This window comes from Hamadaea sp. NPDC051192 (genome assembly GCF_040682475.1).
Classification (GTDB): domain Bacteria; phylum Actinomycetota; class Actinomycetes; order Mycobacteriales; family Micromonosporaceae; genus Hamadaea; species Hamadaea flava.
Genome location: NZ_JBFBAZ010000031.1, coordinates 46,009 through 72,515, shown reverse-complemented (window position 1 = coordinate 72,515; position 26,507 = coordinate 46,009). Strand labels below are relative to the sequence as shown.

The window sequence follows — 26,507 nt, the reverse complement described above, 5'->3', positions numbered from 1 at the left end:
TCGGAGATGGCTGCGATCGTGCGGACCGCGTTGGATCCGTTGTCCGGACCACGCAAGCCCGCACCCACCGCTGCGGCTGCCGCACTGCCCGATGCCTCGGGCGGCTGCGTCGCATGTTGCCCTGACGATGGCCCAGGTGCAGGCGGCGGTGTTGCAGGCTCTTCGGCGGCGTGCTGCCGTGGCGGCGGCGGTGTTGCGGGCTGCGCTGGCGGCAGCGTGGATGCACGAGGCGGTGTTGCCGGCTGCGCTGGCGGAGGCTGCGCGCATGCGGGCGGCGCGGATGCGGTCGAGGGCGATCACCTCGCAGCCCGGGTGCTGCCGGGGGAGCCGGACCTGCGTTCCGCAGGGGCCCGGCGGGCTGACGCCTTGATCGAGGTCTGCCAGCGGATCATGAACGCCGGCGAGCTGCCCGACAACGGCGGCGAGAAACCACACCTGACGATCACCCTGCCCTGGGACGCGCTCCAGGCCAAGGTCGGCGCGGGCTTGCTCGACACCGGCGACCTACTCACCCCGGAGACCGTGCGGCGATTGGCATGCGACGCGAAGATCATCCCCGCGGTGTTGGGCGGCGACGGCCAGGTCCTCGACGTCGGCCGCGCCCGACGCCTGATCGACGGACCACTCCGCCGAGCACTCGTGTTGCGGGACCGCGGATGCGCCTTCCCCGGTTGCGACCGGCCACCGCAGTGGTGCCACGGGCATCACGTCCGATCGTGGGCAGACGGCGGCGACACCTGCGTCGCCAACAGCGTCCTGCTTTGTGGCTTCCACCATCGCGAGATCCACCACGGGCATTGGGAAGTCCGCATCAGACCAGATGGCTTCCCCGAGTTCCTTCCGCCGGCTTTCGTCGACCCGCTCCGAAGGCCCGTGCGGAACACTCTCCACCGAAGATGCTGATCGCTGCCCGGATTACGACGCGTACGCCGAGAGGACTGCTTTCATCGAGCCCATGCCGTACTTGTCGACGTCGCTCGACATGGTCACGACCTCGGCGACGATCGGGGCGACCTCGATGCCTTCGGCGTACGCACGCGTGCAGTAGTCGCGCAGGGTCAGGATCTCGTCGCGGGTGTCGTCGCCTTGGTCGACCAGCGACAGGTGGATCAGCCGCGCCCGGAACTCCGCCGCCCCGGTCCACTCGTAGGGCAGGTGGGCGCCCCAACGGAAGTACCGGTATCGGTCCAGCAGCCGGCGCAGGGCCGCTCGATCCGGCTCGGTGCTTTCGGCGTACACGTTGATCAGTGACCTGAGGACGCGCTCAGCCGAGGCCTCGGCGGGGAGGTCTCGGCTGGGCGTGGACGCCTGGGCGATCGGCCGGAAGCGGTCGTCGAGCCGGGCGATCTCGGTTTCCCATTCCTGCATGGCGGCAGGATATGCGGCTGTGTCAGAGCCGGCAGCGGGTCAGGGCCGGCAGTTGGGTCAGGGCCGGCAGCGGGTCAGGGCCGGCAGTTGGGTCAGTGCCAGTTGCTGACCTTGACGTCGTCCGGCGCGGGCTCGCCCTTGCCGGTCTCGACGAGCCGCTTGAGGCTCATCAGGAAGGTGGCCCACTTGGTGGAGCAGTGGTTCATGAACTCCACCTGCTCCGCCCAGCCCTCGTGGCGGAAGAGGATGATCGTGAAGTCGTCCTCCTGCTTGAGGTCGAAGCGGACGTGGGTGCCGATCCATTCGGCGGGGCCGTCGACGACCTCCCACTGGACGAGTTCGTTCGGGCGGGTGTCGAGCACCTTCATGTCGAAGCCGCCTTCGGCGAAGCGGAACTGGAGGACGCCGTCGTCGGTGACGGTGGTCTCCTCGGTCCACCAGGCGGCCAGGCCCTCGACGGTGGTCAGAGCCGAGTAGACCTCGCTCGGGCCGGAGATCACGCCGACCCGGTGCAGGATGTCAAACATTTCGCTCCCTCTTTCTTGTCGGAAGGTGTGCGGCATCGGCGTCACCACTAGGCGTGGCGTCGCTGAGGCTGCGGGGTGAGTCAGTCGAGCTGGCGTTGCAGGGCTGCCAGCGGCCCGTCCCAGTCGCGGGCGAGTGCCCCGAGGAACTGTTGAGCGATCTTCATCGGCGCGGAGTCCACCCGGTAGCGGACGCGGCGTCGTTCGCCGGGCTCGGCGACGACCAGACCGGCCTCGGCGAGCAGGCCGAGGTGCTTGGCGATGGCTTGCCGGGTGATCGGCAGGCGCAGTGCCAGGTCGGTCGCGGTGGCCGGGCCGTGGGCCGCGAGCGCGGCGAGGATGCCTCGCCGGCTCGGGTCGGCCAGGGCGGTGAAGACCTCTTGCGCCACCGCCTCCAGGTCAGTGAGTTCCATCGAGGTACGCGACGAGTTCGCCCAGCTCGCTGGTCCATCCCTCGTTGTTCGCCGAGTACGCCTTCTTGTACTCGCCGTCGGGGAGTTGTGCGAATCCGGTCTCCACCATGGTGAGGGTAGTGCCGGCGTCGCTGGGTTCCAAGGTGAACTCGACGTAGGTGCGGCGCGGGTCCTCGGCGGGCAGCCCGTAGATCATCCACGTGTAGCCGAAGACGTGCGGCGGTTCGACGCGCTCGATGGTGAGCGTGGCGACGTCGCCGCTGTCCCAGGTGAGCTTGGCGTGGCCGCCGACGCGGAGATCCACCTCGGCCTTCTGGCCGAACCAGGTGCCGAGGCCCTCGGCGGTGGTCAGCGCCTGCCAGACGCGCTCGGGAGCGTGGTTGAGCTCAAGGGTCCGCTCGATGCGGTCAGGGAATGCCATGACTGTTTCTCCTCTGCCGATGTTTGGCCGGGTCGACTGCCGGGTCGACTGCCGGTGACTGCCGGTGACTCTGTATTACGACTCTGCCCTACGACAGGTTATCGCAACTACTTGGTTGCTATCGACGCTATCGCAACCGGCCGGTTGCGTCAAGGCGTGCTTCCGGCGCGGCTTCGCCGCCGGATACGGAGTGGGTCTCAGTGTGCTGAAAGGCCAGCTCAGGCCCAAGACCAAGCGCATGCTGGAGACGAACGCGGTAACCGGCGGCTGTCGCCGCATGGATTCGAGAAGGGGGAGACGGATGCCCACGTTCATGGACGTGCACACCGGGTTCGTCAACGCCACCGCGGAAGACCTGCGGAAAGCGCATGAGGCCGATCTCGCGGTAGAGGCCGACGAGATGGTGCACTTCGAGAAGGCATGGCTCGATCCGATCTCCGGCAAGGCGTTCTGCCTGTCGACCGGACCGGACAAGGAGGCGGTGATGCGCGTGCATTCGAAGGCCGGGCACGCCACCTCCGAGGTCTACGAGGTGCCGATCGAGGTCTGATATCGAGGTCTGATTCTGCGACCTGCACCTGTGTGAGGCAGGCCCTCCGGGAGAAATCCCGGAGGGCCTGTCACATTCGCGCGCCCCGGCTCGTCAGGGTTTCGAACGACGAGTTGAGCGACGAGTTGAGCGAACGAGACAGGAGCAGATCATGACGACGATTCTGGTGACCGGGGGCACGGGGACGCTGGGCCGCCAGGTGGTGCCACTGCTGCGGCAGACCGGCGCGAAGGTGCGGGTGCTGAGCCGCAACGCGGCCAACGGCGACGTGGTCGCCGATCTGCTGACCGGGGAAGGAGTGGCGGACGCCGTCGACGGGGCGGAGATCGTCCTGCACCTGGCCGGTGCGCAGAAGGGCGACGACGTGGCCACCCGCAACCTGGTCGCGGCGGCGCGGACGGCCGGCGTACGCCATCTGGTGTACATCTCGGTGATCGGGGTCGGCCGGGTGCCGTTGGCCTGGCTGCGGATGAAGGAGGCGGCCGAGCAGGCGGTCGCGGAGTCGGGCGTACCGTGGACGACTTTGCGCGCCGCGCAGTTCCACGACCTCGTCCGCACGACGCTGCAAGGGATGACGAAGTCGCCGATCGTTCCGGTGCCCGGCGGGCTGCGCTTCCAGCCGGTGGACGCCCGGGACGTCGCCGGACGCCTGGTGGAACTGGCACTCGGCGAGCCGGCCGGGCTCGTGCCGGACCTGGCCGGGCCGCGCGTCTACGACATGCGCGAACTGATCACCGGCTACCTGCGGACGACCGGCAAGCGGCGGCTGCTCCTGCCGGTCCGGATCCCGGGCGCGGCTGGGAAGGCGTACCGGAGCGGGGCGAACTTGACCGTCACCGGCGCGGACCTCGGCTCGCGTACCTGGGAAGAGTTCCTGAACTAAGTGCAACATCGTCGACGCGTGCCGCGCGAGACCCTGACCCGGGACCAGATCGTCCAGACCGCCGTCGAACTGCTCGACGAGGAAGGTCTGGACGGTCTGAACATGCGCAGCCTCGCTGGCCATCGGGCTTCACGAGATGCTCAGGCGGCGGCTCACGCGCGAGGGCTCCGACGCCGCTGCGGTCATCAGGGCCACCATGGGCAAGGCCCGCGAGGTCGCTGGTCTCTACCCCCGCCTGCGGTCACGCCTCGAATCCGCTTCGATCGGCGAGTACGCACAAGGACCCGAACGGACTTTCGAAGTGGGTCTGCGCGCACTGCTCGACGGGCTGGCCGCCGACCTCGAAGGCGTCGACGCAGCCAGCAAAGCTGGTACCGCCGCAGGTCAGGCCACGAAGGTGGGCAGGAGCGTGCGTACGTAGCGTTCGGCGGCTTCGCGGCCGACCGGCCGGCCCTGGTAGTGACTGAGAAATGCCTGCTGGAAGCAACAGCCCAGGAGCAGATCGGCGGCCGCAGCCACGTCGGCGTCGGCGCGTACGCGGCCCGCCTGTTGCTCGCCCGTCAGGTAGCCGGCGACCGCTTGATTCACCTTGTGCGGGCCGGCGCCCTTCTGGGTCAGCCGCGTGCGATGCGTCTCGAACACGCGATGCTCGGCGAAGATCGAGCCCAGGAGCGGGAAGTTCTCGTGGTAGAACGCCATCGCCGCGGTCGCGATCGCGATCAGGTTGGCTTCGACCGTGCCGCTGCCGGGTTTGGCCGCCAGTGCGGCGTGCAGCGGCGGAAAGCCGGGCGACCGTTCCTGCAGTACGCCGAGGAAGATCTCCTCCTTGTCGGCGAAGTGCTTGTACAGCGCGGCTTCGGAGAAGCCGGCCTCCTGCGCGATCGCCTTGGTGGTGGCCTTGCCGAGGCCGCGTTCGCGGATCACGGTCAGCGCCGCGTCGAGGATCACGTCCCGGGTCTGCGCCACGGCCGCCTCCACTGCTGGGTTTGACAGGTGCTGGGTTTGACAGGTGAGTGTTCACTAACCATCATAGTGGTTAGTAAGTGCTCACTAACCACGGTACCCACTACCTCACTGGGGAGAAGCCATGAAGATCACCGTTTGCGGCGCCACCGGGCGGATCGGGCAGGAACTCGTGAAGCGGGCGCTGGTCGACGGCCACGACGTCACCGCGATCGTCCGTGACCCGAGCCGGTTGCCCGTCCGCGCCGACCGCCTGGACGTGGTGGTGGCCGACGTCTTCGACGGAGCGGCGATCGCGCCCGCGATCAAGGGGCGCGACGCCGTCCTCTCGGCGGTCGGCCCCCGGCCCGACGGTCCCACCACGGTGTGCAGCGACACCGCCGCCGCCTTGCGCTGGGCGCTGCCGGAGACCGGCGTACGCCGGCTGATCGTGGTCTCGGCGTCAGGTCCCTATGTGGACGGTGGCGACGATCCGCTGACCCGGTACGCCGTCAAGCCGATCCTGCGCCGGGTGCTGCGCGAAGGCTGGGCCGACCTGGTGCGCGCCGAAGAAGTCGTGCGGTCCAGCGGGCTGGACTGGACGATCCTGCGGCCGTCCCGGCTGACCGACCAGCCCGCGACCGGCCGCGTACGCCGTCGGCTGGACCGGAATCTGCCGCTGGGCATGTTCACGCCTCGCGCCGAGGTCGCCGTCGAGATGCTGCGGGTACTGCGGGATCCGACGACCTTCGGGCACTCGATCGCCCTCGCTCGCTGAGTGCGGCGGGGGCAGAGGGTGCGTGCACGGCCCTGGATGCCGTGCACGCACCGGGTGGTCAGAGGATCGAGGGGCGGTCAGAGGATCGAGCTGGCGCTGACGAGGAACCCGTTGCCGGACGGCGCACCGGCCGAGGTGAAGCAGTTCACGTCCCGGACGACCACGTCAGGTGACCCGAAGTTGCCCCAGAAGGTGTTCATCCCGCAGAAGTCGGGGGTCGTGCCGAACGCCGTCACCTGCACGGTGTTCGGCGTGAACCCGATGCGCGGGAAGGTCACCAGCGACAGCCCGGCCCCGGCGGCGACGATGGTGTTCGCGCTCAGCCCGACGATCGAGTTGAAGTTCGTCGTCGGCGGGCCGACCGGCGGCACGTTCAGCACGTAGCCGAAGTACTTCGGCGGGATCGACGCGCCGTAGAGCGACACCTTGTACTGGTACGTCACGGTGAACGCGGTGTTCATGAAGGCCCCGGCCGAGTCGAAGCAGAAGACCATCACGTCCTGGCCGGTCGCGGTGGAGGACCACTTGGCGATCTTGCAGCGGGCGCCGGTGGCCGAGTTGACCGCGGTCGCCTGGAGGCTCCCGTCGATCGGCCCGCCGGTCACCAGGCCCGGGAACCGCACGAAGTACTGGCCGACCGGTCCGGGAGTCACCGTGTTGCCGGCCCCGGACGAGTTGTACTGATTGACCACCGTGCCCGTGGCGCTGCTGAAGGCGTACCCATATGGTCCGAAGCCGCCGAGACCCGACGCGCTGGTGAAGAACGCGCTGAAGCTGGTGGGGTCGAGGACCCCGCCGGCCTTGTAGCAGCGGAGGTTGACGATCTCGTCGGAGAGTGAGATCCCCCAGGCCTCGACCTGGCACCAGTGCGGGACCGAGTTGACGGCCGTGACGTGCACGACGCCGCCCGAGGCCGCCTGGCCGGGGAATCGCACCTGGTAGCGACCCGCGGGCGCGAGGGGGGTGACGGTCGTGGCGGCCGGCCAGGTGCCGAAGCCGACGATGCTCGCGGCGGGTGCGTTGTAGAGCACCCAGCCCTTGCGGTCGGGGACGGCGGCCTGGCTCGGCGCGGTGCTGACGGTGACGAGTGCGAGCGTGGCGGCTACTGCGGCCGCCAGCCGGAACAGTGTGCGCTTCATGAAAGCACATCTATATAAAAGACAGATGTGCGTCAATATTGATGTCGCGATTCAGTCTGTCGGGAGATCGGCGTACGACGATGCGCGCTCTTGGTCGGACAGCTTCGCGATCGCGTCCATGATCTTGTCGGTGACCGCTCGGCGCGCCTGGTTCGCGGTCTTGCCCTCGGAGCCGTCGAAGTGCAGCGGCTGTCCGAACCGGACGGTGATGCGGCCCGGCCGGGGAATCCGCGCGCCGACCGGCAGGATGCGATCGGTGCCGCTGACCGCGACCGGCACGACCGCCGCGCCGGTCTCCAGGGCGAGCCACGCCACCCCGGTACGCCCACGGTAGAGCCGCCCGTCGCGTGACCGGCTGCCCTCCGGGTGAATGCCGAACGCGCCGCCCTTCGCGAGATGTGCGCCGGCGACGTCGAGCGAACCGAGCGCGGACCGGGAGTCGGTGCGGCTGACCGGGATGGCGTCGGTCCCGACCAGTGCGGTACGCATCAGCCAGCCGAGCGCGCCCCTGCGGACGAAGTACTCGCTCTTGGCCATGAAGGCGACCCGGCGCGGCGACAACGGCGAGATGAGGAAGCTGTCCAGGGCCGAGATGTGATTCACCGCGAAGATGACCGGGCCCCGACGCGGCACGTTCTCGCGGCCCTCGACGGTCGGCCAGAACGCGACACGCAGCACTGCGGCGGCGATCGGGCGTACGGCGGATTGCAGCAGCACGTCAGGCTCCCAGTGCGGTTTCTTGTGCGGTCTGTTGCGCGGTGTGTTGCGCGGTGTGTTCGTCGGCCGGCCCGGCGGCTTGGCTGGGAGCTTGGCCGGCGGCTCGGTCGAGGGCTTGGCTGGTGGCTCGGTCGGCTTGGCTGGTGGCCTGGTCCTGGGTGCCGAGGTGGGCGCTGACCGCCGTCCGGAGCAGGGTGTCGACGTCGTCGGCGCCGGCGGCCAGCTCCAGGCTGCCCCACAGGTGCAGCTGGGCGATGCCCTGCAGGTTGGCCCAGAGCGCGGCGGCCCGGCGGCGGGCCGGTTTCGCCCCCGCCCGCTCGGCGAGGCGTACGAGGACGTCGAAGAGCGCGAGGCTGTCCTGGCGCAGCCCGATCTCGTTGCCGCGCAGCAGGTCGTGCCGGAACATCAACTCGAACATGCCGCGATCGGACTCGGCGAAGGCGACGTAGACCCGCCCGATCTGAAGGAGCTGCTCCGCCGGGTCGCCGCCGGCCGCCGCGACCGCGCTGATCCGGCGGTCGAACTCCCGGTAACCCTCGCGCGCGATCGCGCCCAGCAGTCGCTGATGGGTCGGAAAGTAGCGGCGTGGGGCGCCGTGGGAGACCCCGGCCCGCCGGGCGATCTCCCGCAACGAGAGCGCCTCGACGCCCTCCTGCCGCAGCAGTGCCACGCCGGCCTGGACCAGCCGATCCGGCAGGTTGTCATGCATAGACACTGTCTATCACGGGTGCGTAGACAGTGTCTATTTCGGCGCGGAGTGTCGGGCCGTTCGCCCGCCCGTCTTCTGCCTTTGGTTCGGCGCGGGCCGGCGGCTGTCGTACCGCGGCGGAATACTGGGCCCATGCGGATCCGAATCGAGGGGCGGAACCTGCCGGGACGCCCGGACGTCGCGGTCGGCGTACAGCGGCGGGACAAGCCTGCCGAGCTGCTCGGGGTGCAGCCCGGCGACGCCGCCGAGGTCGCCTGGGAGCTGACGGGCACGGCGGCGAAGGTCGTCGACGGCCGGCTCGACGTGCGCGGGCCGCACATCCAGGGCGGGCCTGGGCAGCGGTTCGTCAACCTGACCTGGCTCGGCTCCGACGGCGTCATGTTCCGGCGGGCGAAGCTGTGGCTCGACGGGATCGACCCGGCGACCGCCGAAGCGGCGCTGGCCGCCGGTCAGCTCACGGCTCGGCTCGGTCTCACCGATCCTGCTGGTGGTCCGGTGTGCGCGAGCGTACGCCCGCCGCTGATCAGCTGGACCGTGGACTGATCCCAGCTGCGTCGCTCGATACCGCGTCGCTTGATACTGCGTCCCTCGATCGTGGACGGTCTGCGCTGGGCGGTGACACATTCGGTGCCTTTATGGCCTAATCCCCCCAGCGGGAGGCCGGTCCTGAGGCATACCGTGGACGCATGAAGACGCTGGCAGACGCAGAGGGGCGCGTCGCCGTCGCCTGCGGTGTCACGCCGATCGAGTACGCCGTCGAGATCCCGGGCTTCGGCGTCCGGACTCGCGTACTGGAGTCTGGATCGGGTCCGACCCTGCTGCTCCTGCCCGACGTCGCGACGGCGGCCTCGGTGTGGCTGCCGCTCATGGCCCGGCTCACCGGGCACCGGGTGCTCGCCGTCGACCTGCCCGGCTTCGGCCAGGCCGAGCCGACGGACTATCGCACCGTCTCCTACCTGCGCGGGTTCGCCGTCGGGTTCGTGCACGGGCTGCTGGACGCGATGAGCCTGGACGCGGTCGCGATCGGCGGCAACGGCGTCGGCGGATTGTGGGCACTGTGGACCGCCGCCGACCGGGCCGAGTGCGTACGCGCGATCGCGTTGCTCGGCGCACCCGCGTGCACGGCCGGGACGTCGGTGCTCACCCCCCGGAAGCTGAGCGGCTGGCCGATGACCGGTCGTCGGAATGGCGGGCAGGATCGGTGGGCCCGGCTCGGGCAGTCCCCGGATCGGCTGCCAGACGGCTGGGCCGAGCTGACCGACGCCGTGGCGGCGCAGCCCGGCTTCGACACCGCGTTCAGGACGCTGTCCCGGGCGACCCATGCCGGTGGCGGCTACGGCGCGACCGACCTGGGACGGCTTACCCAACCGGTCTGCCTGCTGCTCGGCGAACGTGATCCGCTGGCACGGCTCGACACGCTCGGCACGATCGCCGACGTGATCAGCGGACCGGCGATCCACGCGGGCGGGGCCGGCCACCTGCCCTGGCTCGACAACGCACCGGCCGCGGCCGAAGTGCTGCGGGCGTTCCTCGCCGAGACCGACTCCGCTCCGGCGCACGGGCGCTCGGCCGACCGGGCGGCGAAGGCCTGGCCGGTTCCCGCGCCGAGATCCGCGACCACGGGTTCGGGCGCTCCGGTCACCGCCACCCCAGACAAGGACGGCGGATGATCCACATCCCGAAAAGTGTCGCTGCCGGGTGGGGATCCGACACGGAACGGGATGTAGATCATGACCCGCCGCCGGGCCACGGCTCGGGGAAGTCGGGCGTGGACGCTTGGAGGAAGTCGGGCTACGGCTCGGGGAAGTCGGGCGTGGACGCTTGGAGGAAGTCGGGCTACGGCTCGGGGAAGTCGGGCGCGCTTCGCCGCCGCTTCGGGTAGAACCGAGGGCGGAGGTGGTGACATGTACGAGGATCTACGCGACCAGGTCGTCCTGATCACGGGCAGCTCACGGGGCATCGGCGCGGCCATGGCGGTCGCGTTCGCCGAGGTCGGCGCCCGAGTCGTGCTGCACGGACGGGACGAGGTCGCGCTGGACGGCGTACGCCGCCGGGTCGAGCAGGCCGGTGTGTCCGCGCTGGTGGTGACCGGTGACGTCACACGCTCAGCCGATCTCGCCGCGATGCGCGACCGGATCAACGCCGAGGTCGGCCCGGTCGACGTGCTCATCACGAGCGCCGGCAGCAGCAAGAGCCGCCCGACGCCGATCGAGGAGATCGACGAGGAGGACTGGCGCGCCGACGTCGAACGCAACCTCACCTCGACGTTCCTGACGGTCAAGTGCTTCCTGCCCGACATGAAGAGCCGAGGCTCGGGGGTCGTCCTCACGCTGTCGTCGGCCGCCGGGCGTCGTGCGAGCGCGCGCACGCTGGTCGCGTACGGGGCGGCGAAGGCGGGCGTGCAGATCTTCACGCAGGACCTGGCTGCGCAGGTCGGGCCGGCCGGAATCCGGGCCAACTGCATCGCGCCGGAGACGATCCTGACCGAGACCAACGAGAAGTGGATCCAGGGCGACCAGCGGCAGATGCTCATCGACATGCATCCCGTACGCCGCCTGGGCACGGTGGACGACGTCGCCCGGGCCGCGTTGTTCCTCGCATCGGCGGAGTCGGGCTGGATCAGCGGAGTGGTGCTCGACATCGCGGGCGGCGCGACCCTCGTCTGACCAGCGACAGCAGGCGGTTCCGGTGGCGTACCGGGCGGGGCGGTTCTAGGGTCGGGCCATGGGGGAGAACCTGGTAACCGTCAATGACGTGCACTTGTGCGTCGAGGAGTTCGGCGATCCGGCCGACCCGTCGATCCTGCTGATCGGCGGCGCGTCCAGTTCGATGGACTGGTGGGACGCGGAGTTCTGCCGCCGCCTGGCGAGCGGAGAAGCCGCCGGGGAAGTCACCGGAGACGTCAGCGGGGAAGTCAGCGGAGAGGCCGCCGGGGAGAAGGACGGTCTGGGTGGACGGCACGTCATCCGCTACGACCACCGCGACACCGGCCGGTCGACGGCGTACCCGGTGGGCAAGCCCGGCTATGGCAGTCGGGAGCTGCTGGAAGACGCGTCGGCATTGATCGAGCAGTTGGCCGGCGGCCACGCGCACGTCGTCGGGGTGTCCATGGGCGGCGGCCTCGCCCAGGACCTGGTTCTACGCCATCCAGAGCAGGTGGCGTCGCTGACGCTGATCTCCACCAGCCCGATCGCCCGGCGTGATCCGTCCGTGCCGTTGCCGCCGATGGCCGCGCGGTTGAGCGGGGTGTCGCTGCCCGACCCGGACTGGTCCGACCGCGACTCCGTCGTGGAGTACTACCTCGCGCAGGAGGAGGTGTACGCCGGACCGTCGTCGTTCGACACCGCGCATACCCGGGAGGTCGCCGGACCCGTCTTCGATCGGTCCACCGATCTGGAGGCGAGCGCCAAGAACCACTGGATCGTGCTCACGACCGACGACGAGGACGATGCACCCCGCGACTTGGGCACGGTGACGGCACCGACGCTGGTGATCCACGGCGACGCGGACCCGATGTTCCCGGTCGCGCACGGTGCGGCGCTCGCGGCCGAGATACCGGGCGCGACCCTGCTCGTCCTCGACGGCGGCGGTCACCAGGTGCCGCCGCCCGCCACCTGGGATGTCGTCGTCCCGGCGATCCGACGGCACACCTTTCGCGAAATGAGCTGAACCCCGGCCACAACCGGCGACCCGGCTGCCTCAGTCAGACTCTTGACGGAGGGAGTCGGATGCGCGAGGACGACGAACGCGGGTACTCGCAGTTCGTGCAGGGCCGGGTGACGGCACTGCAACGGACGGCGTACCACCTGTGCGGTGACTGGCATGAGGCGCACGATCTGGTGCAGGCGGCGCTGATCCGCCTGTATCGGCACTGGCGCCGGGTCAGCGCGGCCGACTCGCCTGACGCGTACGTCCGCCGGATGCTGGTGAACGTCTTCCTGGACCAACGCCGCGGCTGGTGGTCGCGGCACGTGCGGCCGTTCGGCGACCCACCTGAGCTGCCCGCGAGCACCGCGGATCCCGCGGTCGACCTCGTCGTGGACCGCACCGTCGATCTCCAGGCCGCGCTCGCCCGCCTCTCGCCCGGCCAACGCGCGGTGCTCGTCCTGCGGTACTGGGAAGGGCTCGACGTGGCCGAGACCGCCGCCGCGCTCGGCTGCTCGCCGGGCACTCCCAGGGGGCGATAACAGCTAAGCTGGTCGTGGCCGGATAGGACGCGGTTAGGGCTGGTGATGTGGTAATGGTACGACGGGCGACGGGTCGGCGGGTGCCGGATTCCACGGTGGACTCCCCGGCTGATGGTGAGAAGCCTTCAGGGCGTCGTCGGCGGCGGGTGTGGGCTTCCAAGGCGGATCTCCTTGCTGGTGGCGATGCGGTGTCGGCGCTGACGTATGAGCGGGCCAGCGAGGACAAGAAGGGGCAGGGCAAGTCGGTCGGCGATCAGCGCAAGCTGAACCTGGCCGAGGTCGGTCGGCATGGCTGGCGGCGTGGGAAGTCGTTCTGGGACAACGACCGTTCAGCGTCGCGGCACGCGACGAAGGAGCGGCCGGACTTCGAGAAGCTGATGAAGCGCATCCGTTCTGGCAACGATGACGTGCTGGTGGTATGGGAGATCTCCCGCAAGGAGCGCGACCTTGCCGTGTATGTGCAGATCCGGGATCTGTGCTACGAGGTGGGGTTGTACTTCTGGCTGGTCGGCGGGCAGTTGTTCGACCTGCGCGACCGCAATGACCGCATGTTCCTGGGCTTTCAGGCGGTGCAGGCGGAGTTCCAGGCGGACTACATCCGCGACAACGTCAAGCGCGGCATCGACGGCGCGGCGGCGGCGGGCCGCCCGCACGGACACGAGACCTACGGCTACGAGCGGGTAAACCACTCGCGGACGAAGGCGTTCATCCGGCAGGACCCCGACGAGAACCCGCACACCGCGATCGGCAAGGACGGCACCGAGACGACCTACACCAAGGCCGGTGTGGTACGGGAGATCTTCGAGAAGCTGTCGAAGGGCACGCCGCTGATCCGGATCGAGAACAGCTTGAACGATCGGGGTATCCCCGCCTCGCGGGGCGGCATCTGGCGGCGCGGGATCGTGCGGAAGATGGCCTTGAACCCGGCCTACATCGGCAAGCGGGTGCTGCGCGGGGAGATCGTCGGGGACGGCATGTGGCCCGCGCTGGTGTCGGAGGAGACGTACTGGTCGGTGCGCAACATGCTGGAGAACCCCGACCGCAAGACGTGGAAGCCCGCCAAGGCGCGGTATCTGCTGTCGTACATGGTGCACTGCGGGGTGTGTGACGGTCCGCTGTCGGTGTCGAATGTGAACCGGCACGGCTGGCAGGGGCAGGTGTACTCGTGCCTGTTGCGCCGGTGCGCGGCGGTGAAGATGGAGTACCTGGACGAGTTCGTGGAGCGGATCGTGGTGGCCTACTGTGCGCTGCCGGAGACCGCCGAGCAGTTGCACCGCAAGTTCGACGATGAGGGCGTAGCTGAGGCCCGCACGGAGGCCGAGCGGCTGCGTGCCGAGTTGGAGGACTGGCGCAGGCTCGGTGAGGACGGCGAGGTGACGGCGGTGTCGTTCGCCCGTGCGGAGGCGGGGCTATTGCGCAAGATCGCCGCCGCCGAGGCGGAGGCCCAGGAGGCGGGTGTGCCGCCGGTGCTGCGCGGGATGATCGGCCCGCACGCCGAGCAGCACTGGCTTGAACTCGGTGATGACGTGGCCCGCAAGCGGGAGATCATCAACGAGGTCCTCGAATTGAAGTTGCTGCCGGTGGGCAAGGGGACGCGCACGTTCGGCCCGCATCGGGTGTGGCGACGGTGGAAGCTGGCCGAAGACGACGCGCAGATGCCGGAGCTGACCGAGCAGGCCGCCGAACCGGTCGCGGCAGCGGTGAAGGCAGCCAAGCCCGGCCTGAAGACGAAGGCCGCCACGCCAGCGAAGAAGTCTGGGAAGGCGGCTATGCCGGCCCAGAAGGCTGTGAAGGCGAAGGCGGCTGCGCGAGGATAGGGGCGGTGCGAGCCTTCAAGGAGGCGTGGGGCGGCGTCAGGTTGGGGGCGCTGCCTCTCATCGTTGCGAGCCCCCTGTCAACTTGATTCGAACACACGATCGAGTGAATGCCTGCAAATATGTTGACGCATGTGGATCTTTTTGTGAGGCTGGGCGCTTCGGCGGCGGGTTACAGCGGCTGTCCGTCGTCACCGTGAAGCTCAGCCGCTACGGGGAGGATCGTCATGGTATTCAGAAGGTCAGGGGCCGGTCTGGTTGCGGTCGTCGGCCGCGCGGTGGCAGCGCTGATGCTCCTTGTCGGCGTCACGGTGACCGCGCTGGCATCTCCGGCCCAGGCTCGCGAGCCGGAGCCGGAGCTCTTGGCCACGTGCACCCTCAGCATGGACAGCCCACACGTGTCGTCGGGCGCGGGCGGCGTGATCGCCAAGTTGCGCTACTGCGACGAGGACGGCGGCCGGGTAGAGGTGGATCTGTACCTGTTCCTGTGCCCGAACAAGCCGTCGTCCAACGAGGCGAACTGGAAGAATGAGGGCTGCGTCGTCAAGTCGTGGAAGTACTACGAATGGACCGCGTCGGCGTTTTCCACCTACACCCGGTACGTGCCTCCCAGCGGAACCCCAGGGGCGCACGGCACCGGCTGGTGGGTCGCATGCGCGGCGTTCGTCTTGCCGGGCGTGTTCACCGTGCCCAGCGCTCCTGTGTACATCGCCGCCTGACGGCGTGCGATTGCCGCCCGGCCGAAAGGAATAGGCCAATGAACACAGCCGACACGCCCGCCGCCACGTGGGAGGTCCGGCCAGAGTTCGACGGACCGGGTGCGACTGAACAGTCAGCCAACACGATGAACTGGGCACTGAAACTCCAGCCTGGCGTCGAGACCGCGCAGGCGGGCCTCATCGATCGCGGCATCGGGATGTCGCTGACAGCAACGATGCTTGTGACCGCCGAATCTGCCGGGGCAGCCTTGGACATTGCCGTCGCGGCCTTCGAGCACGCCGCACTGGACGCAGACGTCCGGTTAGGCGGGCTTCGGGAGATCGTGGTCGCTCCAGCAGACTTCGACCCTCGTGACTGATCAGCGAAAGCCCGGGGTGGTCGCGGTGTGAAGTGCCCCGCCTTACGCCCAACGATCGCAAAAGTAACCTGGGTTTCCAGGACGCCACTCCCAGATCCGCTACACGAGGATCGGAGGCGGTGCGAGCCTTGAAGGAGGCGCGGGGCGGCATCCGGTTGGGATGTCGCCCCGTGCTGTTGGGTCACCGTGTTGGGTTGCATCCACGAACGCGAATGCACTGTTGTTGGGCCTGGTCAAGCCCGTGTTGAGTGGGTCTGCTAGTCGCTGGGCTCGAAGCGGCACTTGTCGGTGCCGAGCAACCGCGCGAGTTTGGCGCGTTTGACTTCGCTCATGGGTGGTGCAGTGGCGACGAAGGCTAGGATGGCTTCCTCGATGGCGGGGTCGGTCAGGTAGCGCACGAGCGCGCCCACCGGTGCGGGCGCGCTCGTGGTGTCGGCGGTGTCCGGGTTCTCCTGGATGGTGTCGTGGTCGGCCCGCCGGGGCCGTGGGACGCGTTTTGGTGTGGTTGCAGTTCGGCGTTGAGGGGTGCCGCTCGGACTGCGTTCAGTCATAGGGCTCCTTGGCGTGTACTCGGTGGATACGGTGGGTGCGCTGCGGCTTGGACATGGCTACGGGTGTCCTTTCTGGAGTTGCTGGGCCACGAGCGGACCATGGGTCCGCCGCCGCTGTGACATGGGATGGTGCGGCGGGCCACGAAGGCTTGCCGCGCCTGGGCTTCGCTGACCTGTCACGACCTGACGCGGTCTAACAGGGCAGGTCAGTGCCGGTCTGACAAAACCTTGCAGGGCTTGACACGGGACCTGTCAGGCCGGGTAGTGGTCGGCGAGTTCGGCGAGGCGGACTCGCTGCGTGGTGGTGGCGGGTTGCCAGATCGCGGCGGCCGGGTGGTGTTGGCTGCCGCCGGTGGTGGCTACGAGCAGCCGCCCGCCCGCGACGGCGGGGTGTTCGGCCAGCCGGGTGCGGAAGGCTTTCTCCGCGCGGGGGCTGACGAGGCGGAACAGGATGGCGTCGCGGCGGCCGGAGGCGCGTAGGAACGCGTCGTAGCCGTCGAGTTTGCCGATGACGTGGTGGGTCTTCTCGGTGCCCTGGTCCTGCTCGAACCAGAAGGTGATCCGCCGGCCGTGTTCGGTCCAGTCGCCGTAGCCGTCCGGGCGTATGAGGTCGCCGGTCAGGTTGCGGCAGGCGGCTTCGGACCACCACTGCGACAGGGCCGCGCCGCTGGTGGTGCGGGCGTGGCCGATGAGGTCGACGAACAGATCGTTGACGTTGATCAGATGGGCGAGGCGGGGGCTGGCCGCCAGTTTGTTGATCTTGGCGCGGATGGTGGAGAACTTCGGTGTGGGCTGGTCGTCGCGGCTGGCGAGGTAGACCTCGCCGAACAGGTCGAGGGTCCAGCGCCATTGTTGGCTGCCGGGGCGGATCGCGTCGCGGAATCGGGCGAGAAAGCCGCGCTGGTTGAGCAGGATCAGCCGGTTGCGGGCGGTGTGCAGGTTGTTGAACGCCAGGGTGTTGATCTGTTCGGTGGTGAAGACGCGGTGCTGGCCGAGCAGGTCGATCAGCCACCGGTCACGTGGCATGAGGCGGCGCATCTCGTCGGCGACGTTGGCCCCGCCGGGCGGGGTCATGCGCAGCGAGTGAACTTTGTGTACGTAATTTTTCGATATCATCCTTATGAGTTCCCTTTCGGTGTGGCGGCCGTGTCAGACGGCTGACCTGCGCTGTCAGGTGGCGTAGGGGTAGAGGTTCTGCCGGAGGTTCCATACCGGCCGAGGGTCCGAGACAGGTCGCGGGTCACCGGCCACCGTCCGGCGGCAGGATCGGCCCGCTGTCACCGGAGCTGTTGGCGTCCAACAGATCCAGGTCAGCGACCTGTTGGGGGCGTTGGCGGGCTCGTTGGGCGGACGGGCCGAGACGGCGGGCGTCGGCGAGCTTGCGCCGTTCGTCGAGCGGTAGTCCGCGGTGACGGGCGGCGGCTCGTAGCAGCTCGGCGCGGCCGGGCCACACTGGCGGTGCGGGCCGGGCGCGCAGGGTGAACGGCTCGGCGTTGCGGCCGCGGATGACCAGGCGGCAGACCATGCCGTAGGCGTCGCGGTGGATCAGGTCGTCGGCGGCGAAGTACGGCTTGACGTGGTGGGCGAGCGCGTCGGCGTCGGCCGGGGCGAGGGCGAAGAACACCTTCGACCGGGCGTTGGCGTCGATCGCGTCCCGTACCTGCTTCGATAGCTGCCCCAAGTGCTGGTGTGCGAGCAGCATCGACAGCCGCAAGGCCCGTGTCTCGGCCAGGGCGTCATCCAGGCCGATCGGCAGGTTGACGAACTGGTGGCACTCGTCGACGATCAGCGACGCGTCGAGGCGCTGGTGTTCGGGTAGTGCGGTGCGGCGTCCGGCGGTGTGCAGCAAAGCGGCCAGCAGCAGCGATCCGGTGAGCCGGACGGTGTCCTCGCCCATCGCTTTGGGTAGCCGGACGAGCAGGATGCCGCCGTTGAGGATGTCCTCCAGGCGGAACGTCGAACGCGGTACGCCGAACAGCCCGGCGGCGAACCGTCGTGACAGCACCGCGCGGAGCTTGGACAGCAGCGGCCCGAGCTGTTGCGCGGCCAGGGCGGGTGATTGGGAGTCCCACCAGGACCAGAACGCGTGCAAATCGACGCTCCAGCCGTCGTCATCGCGGTCTTCGGCTCGCCGTAGAGCCGCCTGCCGCAGGCGCGGGTTAGCGAGGAGGGTGGGCAGGTCGGCCAGGCTCGCCCCGGGTAGCCGCATCAACGTGAGCAGGGCGTGGCGGGCCAGGTCGTCGGTGCGTGGCCCCCACGTATTCGCCCAGACTTTGGCCATGACCCCGACGAGCTGATCGGCGGTGTCGTACGGGTCCTGCGCTAGTTGGAGGAGGTTCAGCGCGGCCGGCGCCTGCGTCTCGTCCGGATCGATCAAGACCAGACGCTCGGCGGCTTCGGGTGGGAGCCGGTCGAGCAGATCCCGGGTGAGGTCGCCTTTCGGGTCGAACACGGCCACGCCGCGCCCGGCCCGAACCTCGCTCATCGTGTAGTTGAGCAGCAGCGTGGATTTGCCGGTGCCGGTCGGACCGAGCACGTGCAGGTGATGTCGGGCGTCTTCGACGTGCAGGCCGACGAGCGCACCCGAGGTGTCGGCGTCGGTGACGCCGAGCGGCTTCGGGCGGGTGCGGGCGAGGTCGTTGAACGGGCGAAGAAGAAGACGGGCCGGAGAAGTCTCCGGCCCGCGCTCGCGTGTGGATGGTTGGTCAGCGTTCATCGTGATGGTCTCCATGCGTTGCGGGGTCATCGCTCGGGTCGTAGTCGTCGGGTTCGTCGTCGATGACGGCGAGCCTGGCCGGGGCGCTCCACCGGTGGCCCGTCCAGCCGGAGGTGTGCGCGGTCGGCCGCTCCGAGGGGATCTCGGCGGCGTCGGTGGGGAACGGTCGGGTGAGCGCGGCGACGGGGAATCCGTGCCGGGCGGGGTCGGCCGGGAAGTGGAACAGCACCCCCAACTCCGAGGCCGTGGCCAGCAGCCAGTGGCCTCGGCGGGTGTAGCGTTCGGTGACCAGCCACAGAGCCCGCCGGAGCCGCCGTGGGCGCAGTTTCGCGGCCACCGCGTAGCCGTGGGCGATCGTGCGGGCCTCGGCCCGCGCGTAGGCCCGTGCGGGCCGCACCGCGAGGGTGCGGATCGCGACGAGCAGATGCGGCCCGGCGGCGAGCTTGTCGGCCGCGCGGCGCATCTGCGCCCGCTGCAACGCATCCGGCGGCCGGTACGCCTCGCTGCCGCCGGCCTTACCCACACCAGAGCGCGAGCCGGAGCCGGAAGATGCGAGGTACTGGAGGAGGTCGAGTGCTGCGCGTAGCAGCCCGAGCAGCAGCCTGACCGTGAGGTTGGCTGCTATGGCGGCGATCGGGCGGCGCGGCTTGACCGGATGCCGGGCCGCTGAGGCGAGGGTGTTGATCCGCCGGTCGCCTGCCGGTTTGGCGAGGACTTGCAGCACGTTCGGCCCGCCGAGGTGTCGCAGGGCGTCGAACACTGGCCGCAGCGGATCGGCATCACGGGCGTCTCGGCCCATGCTGGTCTCGTCGACCAGGGGGCCGAGGTCGGTGTGGGTGGGCATCAGGTGGTAACCGGCGGCGTGCCAGCCGTCGCCTCCGGTCGGTGGGGTGAACGGGCGCGTGGCCGCGCCCGGCCACGCCATACGTACCTCGGTCGCCACCGCCGAGGCGGTGATCCATGCGGGCACCCACACAGTCAAGGCGAGGCGTCCGGCGTCACCGTGGACCTCCATGGCCAGGGGTGGCTTAACCAGATGCCAGCCGCCTTGCGCCCGCACCGCCAGGGACGCGAGCAGCCGCCAGGCGGCGGCGGACTGGCTGATCGGAGTCTGCCGGGGTGGGACCACTTCGACCCAGGTACCGGCGGCGACAGCGCGCCGCCACAGGGCACGGCGCACCACGCACACCGCCGCCACGACGGCGACGGCCAGCAACACGGCGAAGACCAGCAGTGCCGCATGGGCGTGCAGCCAGCCGAGCACGATGGCGAGCCACCGGTTCAGCAGGTCGCCGGGTTGCGGAGGTCTGTTCGTGCTTGGCCTCGGCGACGGGGCGGGCGAGGGTTTTCCGGCGGCCAACAGGGCCGCCAACAGGATCAGCGTCGTCGGAATCGTGACCACTTCCCTTCATTGGCGACAGTGGACTGAGCAGGGACGCAGGACGTAGTAGGGGCTTGGGACAGGGCGTAAACAATCACGGTGTGCTCCGGGTGAACGGCGTCCAAGCGCACGCTGCGCGCGGTGGACGAAGAGGAAAACCGCCCGGCCAGACGGCACAGGCGGTGCGAGCCAGAAAGGCTCTCATAGTTAAAGAGGAATTGATCTTGGGCTGGAATCACAAGACCAACAAAAGTTCTTCGAGAAATTCGCTTCGTGCCGACCGATAGCCTGACGATCTAGTCTTCATCTGGTGGTGACGACCGGCTGTCGGTGATCACCCGAAGGCACGAGGGCGCGAAGAAGGCAGCTCACGGGGCGAGATTCGGGGTGCATCCCGACATCAGTCCTCGTACGCTTGTTCGGGTTCCCGGCGGAATCGCAGCACGCCGGAGCAGAACACGGTCACCGCCGACCGGCCACCTGTTGACGCCTACGCTGCCTCCGGCGTGTCCACGACAACCCGCACGTGTTGCCGCTGGAAGGACACGCCGTGCCAATCCGCCACGGGCTTGCCGCCCGCCTCGGCCCGGACACGACCCGGGCCGACGACCGCCGGGACACCGACACCGGCTCGCCCGACCCTGCGCCCGACGACGAGCACACCTGGCCCTTCTACCCCATGGAGCAGATCGACTGGCTCTCGCGCCGCCTCGAATGGCCCGCCGTGCCGGCGGCCGTCCTCGACCCGAACGCGCCGCTGCCCGATCCCGCGCCCGAACGCGCCGAGGGCGGGTTGAGCGTGCCCAACGTCGTGGCCGTCATCGGCCCCAAGACCGCCCCGGCGGAACTGGTCGACCGGGTGTGGGCCTTCGTCATCAACGCCATGCGGGCGCACCGCGGACCGTGGAACCTCTACGCGCTGGGTCTTGCCCGCCAAGGCTTGCACCACCATGCCGAGAAGATCACCTACAAGCGCGAGCCGACCGTCAAACGCGACGTGCAGCACGTGATGGCCGCCGAGATGCTCGTCGAGCTGCATCGCACCGAGTCCGACGACAGCGGCCAGCAAGCGTACGCGTTCGACATCGCCAAACCGTTCATCTACGCCCGGCTGCGCGACCACTGCGTCTACGCGGTGACCAAGAAGCGGTGGGCCAGGCACGACCGCGACCGCCACAATCTCGACCTCGACGGCTTCGAGCTGCTCCACGAAGCAATGCCCGACGGCAACACTCGCAGCCGCCTGCGCCACGAGCCCGGCCGCGCCGACGCGTACTCGGTCCTGGCCCGCCTGGTCACCCAGACCGCAGGCGAACAGCGCGGACGCCAGATCAGCCAAGCCGACGCCGCGCTGATCGCCTTGACCCACCTGGTCGGCTTCACCCTGGCCGAAGCCGCCGACGCGCTCGGACTACCGCACCCGGCCGCCCGCATGCGCCAGCATCGTGCGGTCAAACTCGTCACCGCGATCCTGGCCCGCGAACGCGCCGAAGACATTGCGGCCCAACGGGATTAGACGCATCGAACGCAGGTCACTGGTCGCCGGAGCCGGACGGGGCTCCGGCGAACCGGTCCCCTCCGACCGACACCCGCTGCAACTGCCACAGCACGTCATACACCATCGCCAGCAGCCGAGACTGCACCTGCGGATCGGGGTCCTCGTCAACGGCGAGAGCGACCTCGTCCCACTCGTCGCCGCACACCCGGATCGTGGTGTCCACCGCGTCCATGGCGAACACCAAGCTCCAGTCCGGGCCGTGAACCAGGACCACCACACCGGCCCCGGTCGCATACACCCGCGTCTCACCGAGGATCGTCGCGACCTGCTCGGTAACCGCCTCCGCCTGCGCGATCACCCGCTGAGCCAGCGGCGACGCGGCAATCGGCACATACTGGCTCGACGCGCCCACTATGTCACCGCCGTGCCCGTAGCGCGCCACATCCGCGCCCGGATACGCCATGGTGTCGGCCAGCCGCTCGGCGAACCTGCGCCGCAACCGCGCGTCCTCGTTCACCCCCGAAGGCGGGGCACCGACTCGCTGGCCGCGCCGCCACACCCGGAAGAAGCCCAGCCCCTCAACATACTCATGGCCCGCCGGGATCTCACCCGCCGGACCAGCCAGGGCCTCCGACGCCGCCCGCATACGCGCAACCGCCGCCTCGATCGTCCAGGCGGGCGCACGGTCGGCGTCAGACATCACCCCCACAGCTTGACACCCCGTCGCTGGACAGGCGAGCCCAACCACCCTTCCCCAGCCCACCGACCACCCGCCAGACACCGCCGGTCAGATCCCACGAGCACCAGTTCGCCGCGCCGCCGGGGGCTCCGTTCGTCCTTACACCAGGGGGCTCCGCTGGGGGCGTCACCGAACGGCAACCCCAACGGCAACCCTTCCGGTGGGCTTGTCAGGTGCTCTACCTGCGTATCCGCCACCGCCACGAACCTGACAAGCAAGATCACCCCAGGCCGACTCCCTACGGGTTTCATCTCTCTCCACGGGGGTGGCGACATAGGGCCGTCGTGGCCCGCCGCTGCATCAGCGGCTCGCTGACCGTTGCGGCTGTCAGCTCCTTCGGCTGTGCGTCCGGGCTCTCGGCTCACCCTCAGCCGGGTACTCGCTTCGCGAAGCAGCGAGACGAGTACCCGCACGAGCCCCTTTCCGGCCGCGTGTCAGGTGCGTGAGCTGCCCGGACGCGACCTGTCAGAGACCGCGAAACAAGATCAACCTATCCCGACTCCCTACGGGTTTCATCTCTCCACGGGGGACGGCGTACAGCCAACTGCGCGACAGGCGGCGTCGCGCCCGCCTGTCGCGGCGACCGGTCGGAAGTCGGAGAGCAGCGGCGGCGAACCGGGCGGACCGTGGTTGGCATATGTGAACGAGCCCACGACTGTTGAGTCGTGGGCTCGTCTGCTGGCTTGGGTACCGGGCGACCACGGGGGAAGTCGCCCGGCAACTGATCAGCGACGCTAGCCGAGCCGTGCCTGTGGTGCAACTGCCTGGCCGGATGAGGCACTGACGGCCGACCGGCTCGGTCAGCCTCGGACGATACCAAGAGCCTCATCTCGAATGCGGATCACGACAGTCAGCGGCAGGTCACACTGTCTCAGCTGTCAGCGGCGCGCGTACGGGCCGAAGGCGCAGCCGTTGTACAGGCACCAGCTCCACAGCCGCACCACGAAGGCCGCCACGATCCACGCCACGACGACGACCGTGAACCAGAGCCGGAAGCGCGGCGAGTGCGGTCAGCGGGCCATCAAGCGGCCTCGTGCCCGGCCGGCGACGACTCGGCCGAGGAGAGGCTTTCGGGCCGGTCGATGTAGAGGCCAAGGTCGGCGTTGGTGGCGTTGAAGAACGCCCGCAGCGCCGCCCGGTAGTGCTCGTTGGGCCAGCGGACCTCGCCGCGTTCCAGCGCGCCGATGTAGTTGGCGTTCATCCCCGCCCACCGAGGAGCGTGACCGGCCGTGGCATACATCGCGTCAAGGATCTCGTTGCAGGCGTCGGCCAGCTCCTGACGTGACAGGACCCGCTCGGAGCCTGAAGGCGAGCGCCGCGCCCGCCGAGCCGATCGCAGCCGATCGTTGGCAGGCCGCGCCAGCCGTGACGACAACGGCACCTCTACGGCCGGGGCGTGCAGGTCTGCGGGGCTTGGTGCGATCAGCATGTCCGGAGGTTCCGTCTCGTTGGTAGCAGGTGGTCGAAGTCGTTGCGGCGCAGGCGAACCGGGCTTCGGCCGGGTTAGTTCGTGGCGGGTGGTGGCGGCTGATCGGGTCCGGCCATCAGCAGGCGGAAGCGGGCTCGCACGCCAAGGGCGACTCGTTCGAGGAGTTCGTCGAGCTGGCGCTGTTCCTCCAGGCGCGGCAGCGGGCCGCGTGGGCTCTCCCAGCCAAGCACAACCTCCACATCGGTCTGCATAGTCGACGCGTCGGGTAGCTCCGGCATGTTGCCATGCCGGAGCCCCCTCAGAACCGTGCGTGCGACTTTCACCGCACACGGCTCAAGCAAGCCCCAAGGGCTCGTCGGCCTGCTGCAAGTCTGTGCCGTCGGCGCGCCATCGCGTCTGACACCGGGTGTGTACGAGGAACAGTGCGGCGTGATCGTCAGGCGAGCCAGGCGGAGCGGCCGTGCCGAGCCATTGCTTGCGCATGGCGTGGCTGACGGCGCGTAGCCATAGCTCCCATTCGGTCGGGTGCTGTGGCTCGTTAGCGGCGAGGAGGAGAAGATCACCACAGATCGGGCAGCGGCCACGCTGCTTTTGCAGCATGACTAGCCGGACGTGGGTGTCGACTCGACGTCGCCGTTGCCGCTTGGCCCAGTATTCGCTCAGCGTCGGGTCGTCCGGGGACGCCGTTCCGCGAACGAGGGTGTGCCGGACGATCTTTGTCCAGGCGAAGCGCAGGACGTAGTGACCGGTATCCCGGTCGCCGAATACCCACGTATCGTTCCTGGTGGGGTGGAACTTGCCGAAGTACCGCTGTTTGATCCAGCCCTTCGACTTCTTCGGGTGGCGGTGCCGTGCCCAGCTGTATGCCAATTTCCAAACGTGCAGATCGAGTGATCTGAACGCTTCCTTGGACACCCCGGTGCGGTAGTAGGCAGCCCAACCTCGGATGAAGGGGTTGAGCTTGGCGATCACCGCTGCGGTCTGCGCTCCCCGCAGGTTGCGCATCTCGGCGGTGAGCCGCTGCCGCGCTCGCCGCATCGCCGCCTTGCTCGGCTTGGTCAGCAGCTTGCCGCGATGGCGTCGGATGGTGAACCCGAGGAAATCGCAGCCGTCATTGAGGTGGACGATGCGCGTCTTGTCCTCGTTGAACGACAACCCCCGGGGCTCCAGCCATGCGGCCAGCTGTTGCTTAGCCTGTTCGACCTGCTCTTTGCTGCGGCACAGCACGAGCAGGTCGTCGGCATACCTGATCAAGACCGGACTCGGGCCGCGCACTGCTCCGGCGTTGCGGCCGGTTTGGTGGTAGCGGACACCGACGGCGGTTTCCATCCCATGCAGAGCAACGTTAAGCAGCAGCGGGCTGATGACGCCCCCTTGAGGCGAACCCTCAACGGTTGGGGCGTACCGGCCCTCGTCCATGACGCCTGCCCGCAGCCATTGAGCGACTATCCCCCGTGCGGGGAAGCCACCAATGCTCGCAAGCAGGTGCTCATGGTTGATGCGATCGAACGCGGCGGTCAGGTCCGCGTCGAGGACCCACAGCTTCTGAGCGTTCTTGCCTCTGGCGACTGCGAAGACGGCCTCGATCGCGTCATGGCAGCCACGTCCGGGCCGGAAGCCGTACGACTTCGGCTCGAACCGTGCCTCCCATTCCGGTTCCAGCGCGTTGACCGCCGCTGCCTGAAGCGCTCGGTCGGCGATCACCGGGATGCCGAGTGGGCGCTTCTTGCCGTTGCTCTTGGGGATATACACCCGTTTGACTGGCCGGGCGCGCCACGACGTACAGCCACGTTGCACCCAGTTGGCCATGTCGGCCTTCACACCGGGAAGCACCACGACCTTGCCGTCCACGCCCGGGGTCTTGCGACCCGCGTTGAGCTCCGTCACCCGGCGCACGCTCACCAGAGCGTTAGACCGGCTGCGCAGCATCAACTTTTGCAGATTACGGACCTTCTTCAGGTCCCCTGCCTTCGATGCCGTGAAGATCCGCTGCCGTAATCGCTGTACATCGGCCTCGGCGTGCCGCCACGAGACGGCAGTCCAATCCAGGTCGATGTCATCAGGTCCGTTCACCTCCACCACAGAGGGCTCGGCGTCCAACTTGTCCATCCGTTCCAGCTCTTCGATAGCGTTTCGTCACAGGCTCACCTGCTCCGCGTCAGCACCCTTTCAGGTTGGGCGTCGCGCCCTATCCGGCCAGTTATGCCGCCTCCCCGGCGAAGGAACCGGGAGTTCGAGGCGGGTTTCCTGCTGCCTTTCGGCGTGCCGGCGTTAGCTTCTCGGAGCATCCTGTTCCCGCTGGAGGTTTGAGCCTCCCTCACGGTCGGCTTACCGATCACTGTCGTGATCGGACTCCATCGGGGTTTCCATGTTGCGCATGTCGCAGAAGCGACCGGGTTGGACGCCCTCTTTTCCCCGGAACGGCGGTGTTCTCCTGACCGGCGATTGGTTCCGATCAGCGCCTGCCGCTTCTCAGCGGCCAGTTCTACAACCCGCTACTGCATCCCACCTGCGGGAATCATTCTTGACGAGGCATCAACGAGGGTTCACTGTTGTTCGTCCGTCCGGTCTTGCCCTCGCCTGTAGCTCCCGGGTGGAACGGGGACCCTTGGGCTTCTACCTCGGGCTTCGCACCTCGCGATTGCTCACGGGGCACGCCAAGGCGGGCAC

General features: G+C 68.9%; 30 protein-coding genes. 15 read left to right on the top strand and 15 right to left on the bottom strand.

Going from position 1 to position 26,507, the window contains the following annotated elements; all coding sequences use genetic code 11:
- Positions 1–6 precede the first annotated feature (6 nt).
- Positions 7–903 (top strand): DUF222 domain-containing protein, encoded by an 897-nt coding sequence (locus tag AB0M47_RS16190; protein WP_363413607.1) that lies wholly within the window; start codon positions 7–9, stop codon positions 901–903.
- A 12-nt stretch (positions 904–915) separates the two neighbouring features.
- Here AB0M47_RS16190 and AB0M47_RS16185 read toward each other — a convergent pair whose 3' ends face one another.
- From AB0M47_RS16185 to AB0M47_RS16170, 4 genes are all read right to left on the bottom strand, one after another.
- The gene (locus tag AB0M47_RS16185; RefSeq protein ID WP_363413604.1) at positions 916–1,368 is read right to left on the bottom strand and encodes a hypothetical protein; all 453 of its coding nucleotides are present in this window, start codon (positions 1,366–1,368) and stop codon (positions 916–918) included.
- Positions 1,369–1,460: 92 nt separating this feature from the next.
- Positions 1,461–1,895 carry an SRPBCC domain-containing protein gene (locus AB0M47_RS16180; RefSeq protein WP_363413601.1) on the bottom strand — a complete coding sequence of 145 codons (435 nt, stop codon included), beginning with the start codon at positions 1,893–1,895 and terminating at the stop codon, positions 1,461–1,463.
- Positions 1,896–1,975: 80 nt separating this feature from the next.
- Positions 1,976–2,305, bottom strand: coding sequence for a metalloregulator ArsR/SmtB family transcription factor (locus AB0M47_RS16175; RefSeq protein WP_253756013.1), 330 nt, complete (start codon positions 2,303–2,305; stop codon positions 1,976–1,978).
- Complete coding sequence (locus tag AB0M47_RS16170) at positions 2,292–2,726, bottom strand: SRPBCC family protein (RefSeq protein ID WP_253756011.1); 435 nt, start codon at positions 2,724–2,726, stop codon at positions 2,292–2,294. The genes AB0M47_RS16175 and AB0M47_RS16170 overlap by 14 nt, the downstream gene beginning before the upstream one ends.
- Positions 2,727–3,027: 301 nt before the next feature.
- Here AB0M47_RS16170 and AB0M47_RS16165 point away from each other — a divergent pair, with 301 nt between their 5' ends.
- The 3 genes from AB0M47_RS16165 (at position 3,028) to AB0M47_RS16155 (ending at position 4,580) form a co-directional block, all read left to right on the top strand.
- Entirely contained in the window at positions 3,028–3,276 is a 249-nt protein-coding gene (locus tag AB0M47_RS16165) for an SCO4226 family nickel-binding protein (protein ID WP_253756009.1), read from the top strand.
- 151 nt (positions 3,277–3,427) lie between these two features.
- Positions 3,428–4,159, top strand: a complete 732-nt coding sequence (locus AB0M47_RS16160) for an NAD(P)H-binding protein (RefSeq protein ID WP_363413597.1) — start codon at positions 3,428–3,430, stop codon at positions 4,157–4,159.
- Positions 4,160–4,295: 136 nt separating this feature from the next.
- The gene (locus tag AB0M47_RS16155) at positions 4,296–4,580 is read left to right on the top strand and encodes a TetR/AcrR family transcriptional regulator C-terminal domain-containing protein (protein ID WP_363413594.1); all 285 of its coding nucleotides are present in this window, start codon (positions 4,296–4,298) and stop codon (positions 4,578–4,580) included.
- On the opposite strand, the gene AB0M47_RS16150 is transcribed toward AB0M47_RS16155, so the two are convergent.
- Entirely contained in the window at positions 4,544–5,125 is a 582-nt protein-coding gene (locus AB0M47_RS16150) for a helix-turn-helix domain-containing protein (RefSeq protein ID WP_363413591.1), read from the bottom strand. The two genes, AB0M47_RS16155 and AB0M47_RS16150, sit on opposite strands and share 37 nt — an antisense overlap.
- Before the next feature lie 121 nt (positions 5,126–5,246).
- Between AB0M47_RS16150 and AB0M47_RS16145 the strand changes: the two genes are divergently transcribed.
- Complete coding sequence (locus AB0M47_RS16145) at positions 5,247–5,879, top strand: SDR family oxidoreductase (protein ID WP_363413588.1); 633 nt, start codon at positions 5,247–5,249, stop codon at positions 5,877–5,879.
- Positions 5,880–5,956: 77 nt separating this feature from the next.
- On the opposite strand, the gene AB0M47_RS16140 is transcribed toward AB0M47_RS16145, so the two are convergent.
- Genes AB0M47_RS16140 through AB0M47_RS16130 form a run of 3 tightly spaced genes read right to left on the bottom strand, consistent with a single transcriptional unit; the run spans position 5,957 to position 8,444 of the window.
- Complete coding sequence (locus AB0M47_RS16140) at positions 5,957–7,018, bottom strand: hypothetical protein (protein WP_363413585.1); 1,062 nt, start codon at positions 7,016–7,018, stop codon at positions 5,957–5,959.
- Between the two features lie 51 nt (positions 7,019–7,069).
- Complete coding sequence (locus AB0M47_RS16135; RefSeq protein ID WP_363413582.1) at positions 7,070–7,735, bottom strand: lysophospholipid acyltransferase family protein; 666 nt, start codon at positions 7,733–7,735, stop codon at positions 7,070–7,072.
- 1 nt (position 7,736) lies between these two features.
- Complete coding sequence (locus tag AB0M47_RS16130; protein WP_363413579.1) at positions 7,737–8,444, bottom strand: TetR/AcrR family transcriptional regulator; 708 nt, start codon at positions 8,442–8,444, stop codon at positions 7,737–7,739.
- Positions 8,445–8,576: 132 nt separating this feature from the next.
- Between AB0M47_RS16130 and AB0M47_RS16125 the strand changes: the two genes are divergently transcribed.
- The 8 genes from AB0M47_RS16125 to AB0M47_RS16090 all read left to right on the top strand — a co-directional run bounded on the left by AB0M47_RS16125 (position 8,577) and on the right by AB0M47_RS16090 (position 15,523).
- Positions 8,577–8,987, top strand: coding sequence for a DUF5990 family protein (locus tag AB0M47_RS16125; RefSeq protein ID WP_363413576.1), 411 nt, complete (start codon positions 8,577–8,579; stop codon positions 8,985–8,987).
- A gap of 143 nt (positions 8,988–9,130) precedes the next feature.
- Positions 9,131–10,114 (top strand): alpha/beta hydrolase, encoded by a 984-nt coding sequence (locus tag AB0M47_RS16120; protein ID WP_363413573.1) that lies wholly within the window; start codon positions 9,131–9,133, stop codon positions 10,112–10,114.
- A gap of 234 nt (positions 10,115–10,348) precedes the next feature.
- Positions 10,349–11,110, top strand: coding sequence for an SDR family NAD(P)-dependent oxidoreductase (locus AB0M47_RS16115; RefSeq protein ID WP_363413570.1), 762 nt, complete (start codon positions 10,349–10,351; stop codon positions 11,108–11,110).
- A gap of 58 nt (positions 11,111–11,168) precedes the next feature.
- On the top strand, positions 11,169–12,113 hold the full coding sequence (locus tag AB0M47_RS16110) for an alpha/beta hydrolase (protein WP_363413567.1): 945 nt from the start codon (positions 11,169–11,171) through the stop codon (positions 12,111–12,113).
- Positions 12,114–12,172: 59 nt separating this feature from the next.
- Positions 12,173–12,631: a SigE family RNA polymerase sigma factor gene (locus AB0M47_RS16105; protein WP_363413564.1), complete on the top strand. Its 459-nt coding sequence runs from the start codon at positions 12,173–12,175 to the stop codon at positions 12,629–12,631.
- Positions 12,632–12,819: 188 nt separating this feature from the next.
- Entirely contained in the window at positions 12,820–14,448 is a 1,629-nt protein-coding gene (locus AB0M47_RS16100; RefSeq protein WP_363413561.1) for a recombinase family protein, read from the top strand.
- Positions 14,449–14,672: 224 nt separating this feature from the next.
- Entirely contained in the window at positions 14,673–15,164 is a 492-nt protein-coding gene (locus tag AB0M47_RS16095) for a hypothetical protein (protein ID WP_363413558.1), read from the top strand.
- A gap of 38 nt (positions 15,165–15,202) precedes the next feature.
- A complete protein-coding gene (locus AB0M47_RS16090) occupies positions 15,203–15,523 on the top strand; it encodes a hypothetical protein (RefSeq protein ID WP_363413555.1) in 321 nt (106 codons plus the stop codon).
- Positions 15,524–15,780: 257 nt separating this feature from the next.
- On the opposite strand, the gene AB0M47_RS16085 is transcribed toward AB0M47_RS16090, so the two are convergent.
- From AB0M47_RS16085 to AB0M47_RS16070, 4 genes are all read right to left on the bottom strand, one after another.
- Entirely contained in the window at positions 15,781–16,074 is a 294-nt protein-coding gene (locus AB0M47_RS16085; protein ID WP_363413552.1) for a hypothetical protein, read from the bottom strand.
- Between the two features lie 252 nt (positions 16,075–16,326).
- On the bottom strand, positions 16,327–17,148 hold the full coding sequence (locus tag AB0M47_RS16080; RefSeq protein ID WP_363413550.1) for a replication-relaxation family protein: 822 nt from the start codon (positions 17,146–17,148) through the stop codon (positions 16,327–16,329).
- A 166-nt stretch (positions 17,149–17,314) separates the two neighbouring features.
- Positions 17,315–18,820 carry a DUF87 domain-containing protein gene (locus AB0M47_RS16075; protein ID WP_363413547.1) on the bottom strand — a complete coding sequence of 502 codons (1,506 nt, stop codon included), beginning with the start codon at positions 18,818–18,820 and terminating at the stop codon, positions 17,315–17,317.
- Positions 18,780–20,192: a hypothetical protein gene (locus tag AB0M47_RS16070; RefSeq protein WP_363413544.1), complete on the bottom strand. Its 1,413-nt coding sequence runs from the start codon at positions 20,190–20,192 to the stop codon at positions 18,780–18,782. The genes AB0M47_RS16075 and AB0M47_RS16070 overlap by 41 nt, the downstream gene beginning before the upstream one ends.
- A gap of 529 nt (positions 20,193–20,721) precedes the next feature.
- Between AB0M47_RS16070 and AB0M47_RS16065 the strand changes: the two genes are divergently transcribed.
- Complete coding sequence (locus AB0M47_RS16065; protein ID WP_363413541.1) at positions 20,722–21,687, top strand: hypothetical protein; 966 nt, start codon at positions 20,722–20,724, stop codon at positions 21,685–21,687.
- A 16-nt stretch (positions 21,688–21,703) separates the two neighbouring features.
- Here the strand turns inward: AB0M47_RS16065 and AB0M47_RS16060 are convergent, their stop codons facing one another.
- Positions 21,704–22,369, bottom strand: coding sequence for a hypothetical protein (locus AB0M47_RS16060; protein WP_363413538.1), 666 nt, complete (start codon positions 22,367–22,369; stop codon positions 21,704–21,706).
- A gap of 1,060 nt (positions 22,370–23,429) precedes the next feature.
- The gene (locus AB0M47_RS16055) at positions 23,430–23,837 is read right to left on the bottom strand and encodes a hypothetical protein (protein ID WP_363413535.1); all 408 of its coding nucleotides are present in this window, start codon (positions 23,835–23,837) and stop codon (positions 23,430–23,432) included.
- Positions 23,838–23,866: 29 nt separating this feature from the next.
- On the opposite strand from AB0M47_RS16055, the gene AB0M47_RS16050 reads away from it, so the two are divergent.
- Complete coding sequence (locus tag AB0M47_RS16050) at positions 23,867–24,106, top strand: hypothetical protein (protein WP_363413532.1); 240 nt, start codon at positions 23,867–23,869, stop codon at positions 24,104–24,106.
- A 64-nt stretch (positions 24,107–24,170) separates the two neighbouring features.
- On the opposite strand, the gene ltrA is transcribed toward AB0M47_RS16050, so the two are convergent.
- A complete protein-coding gene (gene ltrA / locus AB0M47_RS16045) occupies positions 24,171–25,946 on the bottom strand; it encodes a group II intron reverse transcriptase/maturase (protein WP_363413529.1) in 1,776 nt (591 codons plus the stop codon).
- Positions 25,947–26,507 lie beyond the last annotated feature (561 nt).

Bases quoted from the DNA above. Each gene is read 5' to 3' on its own strand.
- AB0M47_RS16190 (WP_363413607.1), top strand. From the start codon at position 7: ATGGCTGCGATCGTGCGGACCGCGTTGGATCCGTTGTCCGGACCACGC.
- AB0M47_RS16185 (WP_363413604.1), bottom strand. From the start codon at position 1,368: ATGCAGGAATGGGAAACCGAGATCGCCCGGCTCGACGACCGCTTCCGG.
- AB0M47_RS16180 (WP_363413601.1), bottom strand. From the start codon at position 1,895: ATGTTTGACATCCTGCACCGGGTCGGCGTGATCTCCGGCCCGAGCGAG.
- AB0M47_RS16175 (WP_253756013.1), bottom strand. From the start codon at position 2,305: ATGGAACTCACTGACCTGGAGGCGGTGGCGCAAGAGGTCTTCACCGCC.
- AB0M47_RS16170 (WP_253756011.1), bottom strand. From the start codon at position 2,726: ATGGCATTCCCTGACCGCATCGAGCGGACCCTTGAGCTCAACCACGCT.
- AB0M47_RS16165 (WP_253756009.1), top strand. From the start codon at position 3,028: ATGCCCACGTTCATGGACGTGCACACCGGGTTCGTCAACGCCACCGCG.
- AB0M47_RS16160 (WP_363413597.1), top strand. From the start codon at position 3,428: ATGACGACGATTCTGGTGACCGGGGGCACGGGGACGCTGGGCCGCCAG.
- AB0M47_RS16155 (WP_363413594.1), top strand. From the start codon at position 4,296: ATGCTCAGGCGGCGGCTCACGCGCGAGGGCTCCGACGCCGCTGCGGTC.
- AB0M47_RS16145 (WP_363413588.1), top strand. From the start codon at position 5,247: ATGAAGATCACCGTTTGCGGCGCCACCGGGCGGATCGGGCAGGAACTC.
- AB0M47_RS16140 (WP_363413585.1), bottom strand. From the start codon at position 7,018: ATGAAGCGCACACTGTTCCGGCTGGCGGCCGCAGTAGCCGCCACGCTC.
- AB0M47_RS16130 (WP_363413579.1), bottom strand. From the start codon at position 8,444: ATGCATGACAACCTGCCGGATCGGCTGGTCCAGGCCGGCGTGGCACTG.
- AB0M47_RS16125 (WP_363413576.1), top strand. From the start codon at position 8,577: ATGCGGATCCGAATCGAGGGGCGGAACCTGCCGGGACGCCCGGACGTC.
- AB0M47_RS16120 (WP_363413573.1), top strand. From the start codon at position 9,131: ATGAAGACGCTGGCAGACGCAGAGGGGCGCGTCGCCGTCGCCTGCGGT.
- AB0M47_RS16115 (WP_363413570.1), top strand. From the start codon at position 10,349: ATGTACGAGGATCTACGCGACCAGGTCGTCCTGATCACGGGCAGCTCA.
- AB0M47_RS16110 (WP_363413567.1), top strand. From the start codon at position 11,169: ATGGGGGAGAACCTGGTAACCGTCAATGACGTGCACTTGTGCGTCGAG.
- AB0M47_RS16105 (WP_363413564.1), top strand. From the start codon at position 12,173: ATGCGCGAGGACGACGAACGCGGGTACTCGCAGTTCGTGCAGGGCCGG.
- AB0M47_RS16095 (WP_363413558.1), top strand. From the start codon at position 14,673: ATGGTATTCAGAAGGTCAGGGGCCGGTCTGGTTGCGGTCGTCGGCCGC.
- AB0M47_RS16090 (WP_363413555.1), top strand. From the start codon at position 15,203: ATGAACACAGCCGACACGCCCGCCGCCACGTGGGAGGTCCGGCCAGAG.
- AB0M47_RS16085 (WP_363413552.1), bottom strand. From the start codon at position 16,074: ATGACTGAACGCAGTCCGAGCGGCACCCCTCAACGCCGAACTGCAACC.
- AB0M47_RS16080 (WP_363413550.1), bottom strand. From the start codon at position 17,148: ATGACCCCGCCCGGCGGGGCCAACGTCGCCGACGAGATGCGCCGCCTC.
- AB0M47_RS16075 (WP_363413547.1), bottom strand. From the start codon at position 18,820: ATGACCCCGCAACGCATGGAGACCATCACGATGAACGCTGACCAACCA.
- AB0M47_RS16060 (WP_363413538.1), bottom strand. From the start codon at position 22,369: ATGTCTGACGCCGACCGTGCGCCCGCCTGGACGATCGAGGCGGCGGTT.
- AB0M47_RS16055 (WP_363413535.1), bottom strand. From the start codon at position 23,837: ATGCTGATCGCACCAAGCCCCGCAGACCTGCACGCCCCGGCCGTAGAG.
- ltrA (WP_363413529.1), bottom strand. From the start codon at position 25,946: ATGGACAAGTTGGACGCCGAGCCCTCTGTGGTGGAGGTGAACGGACCT.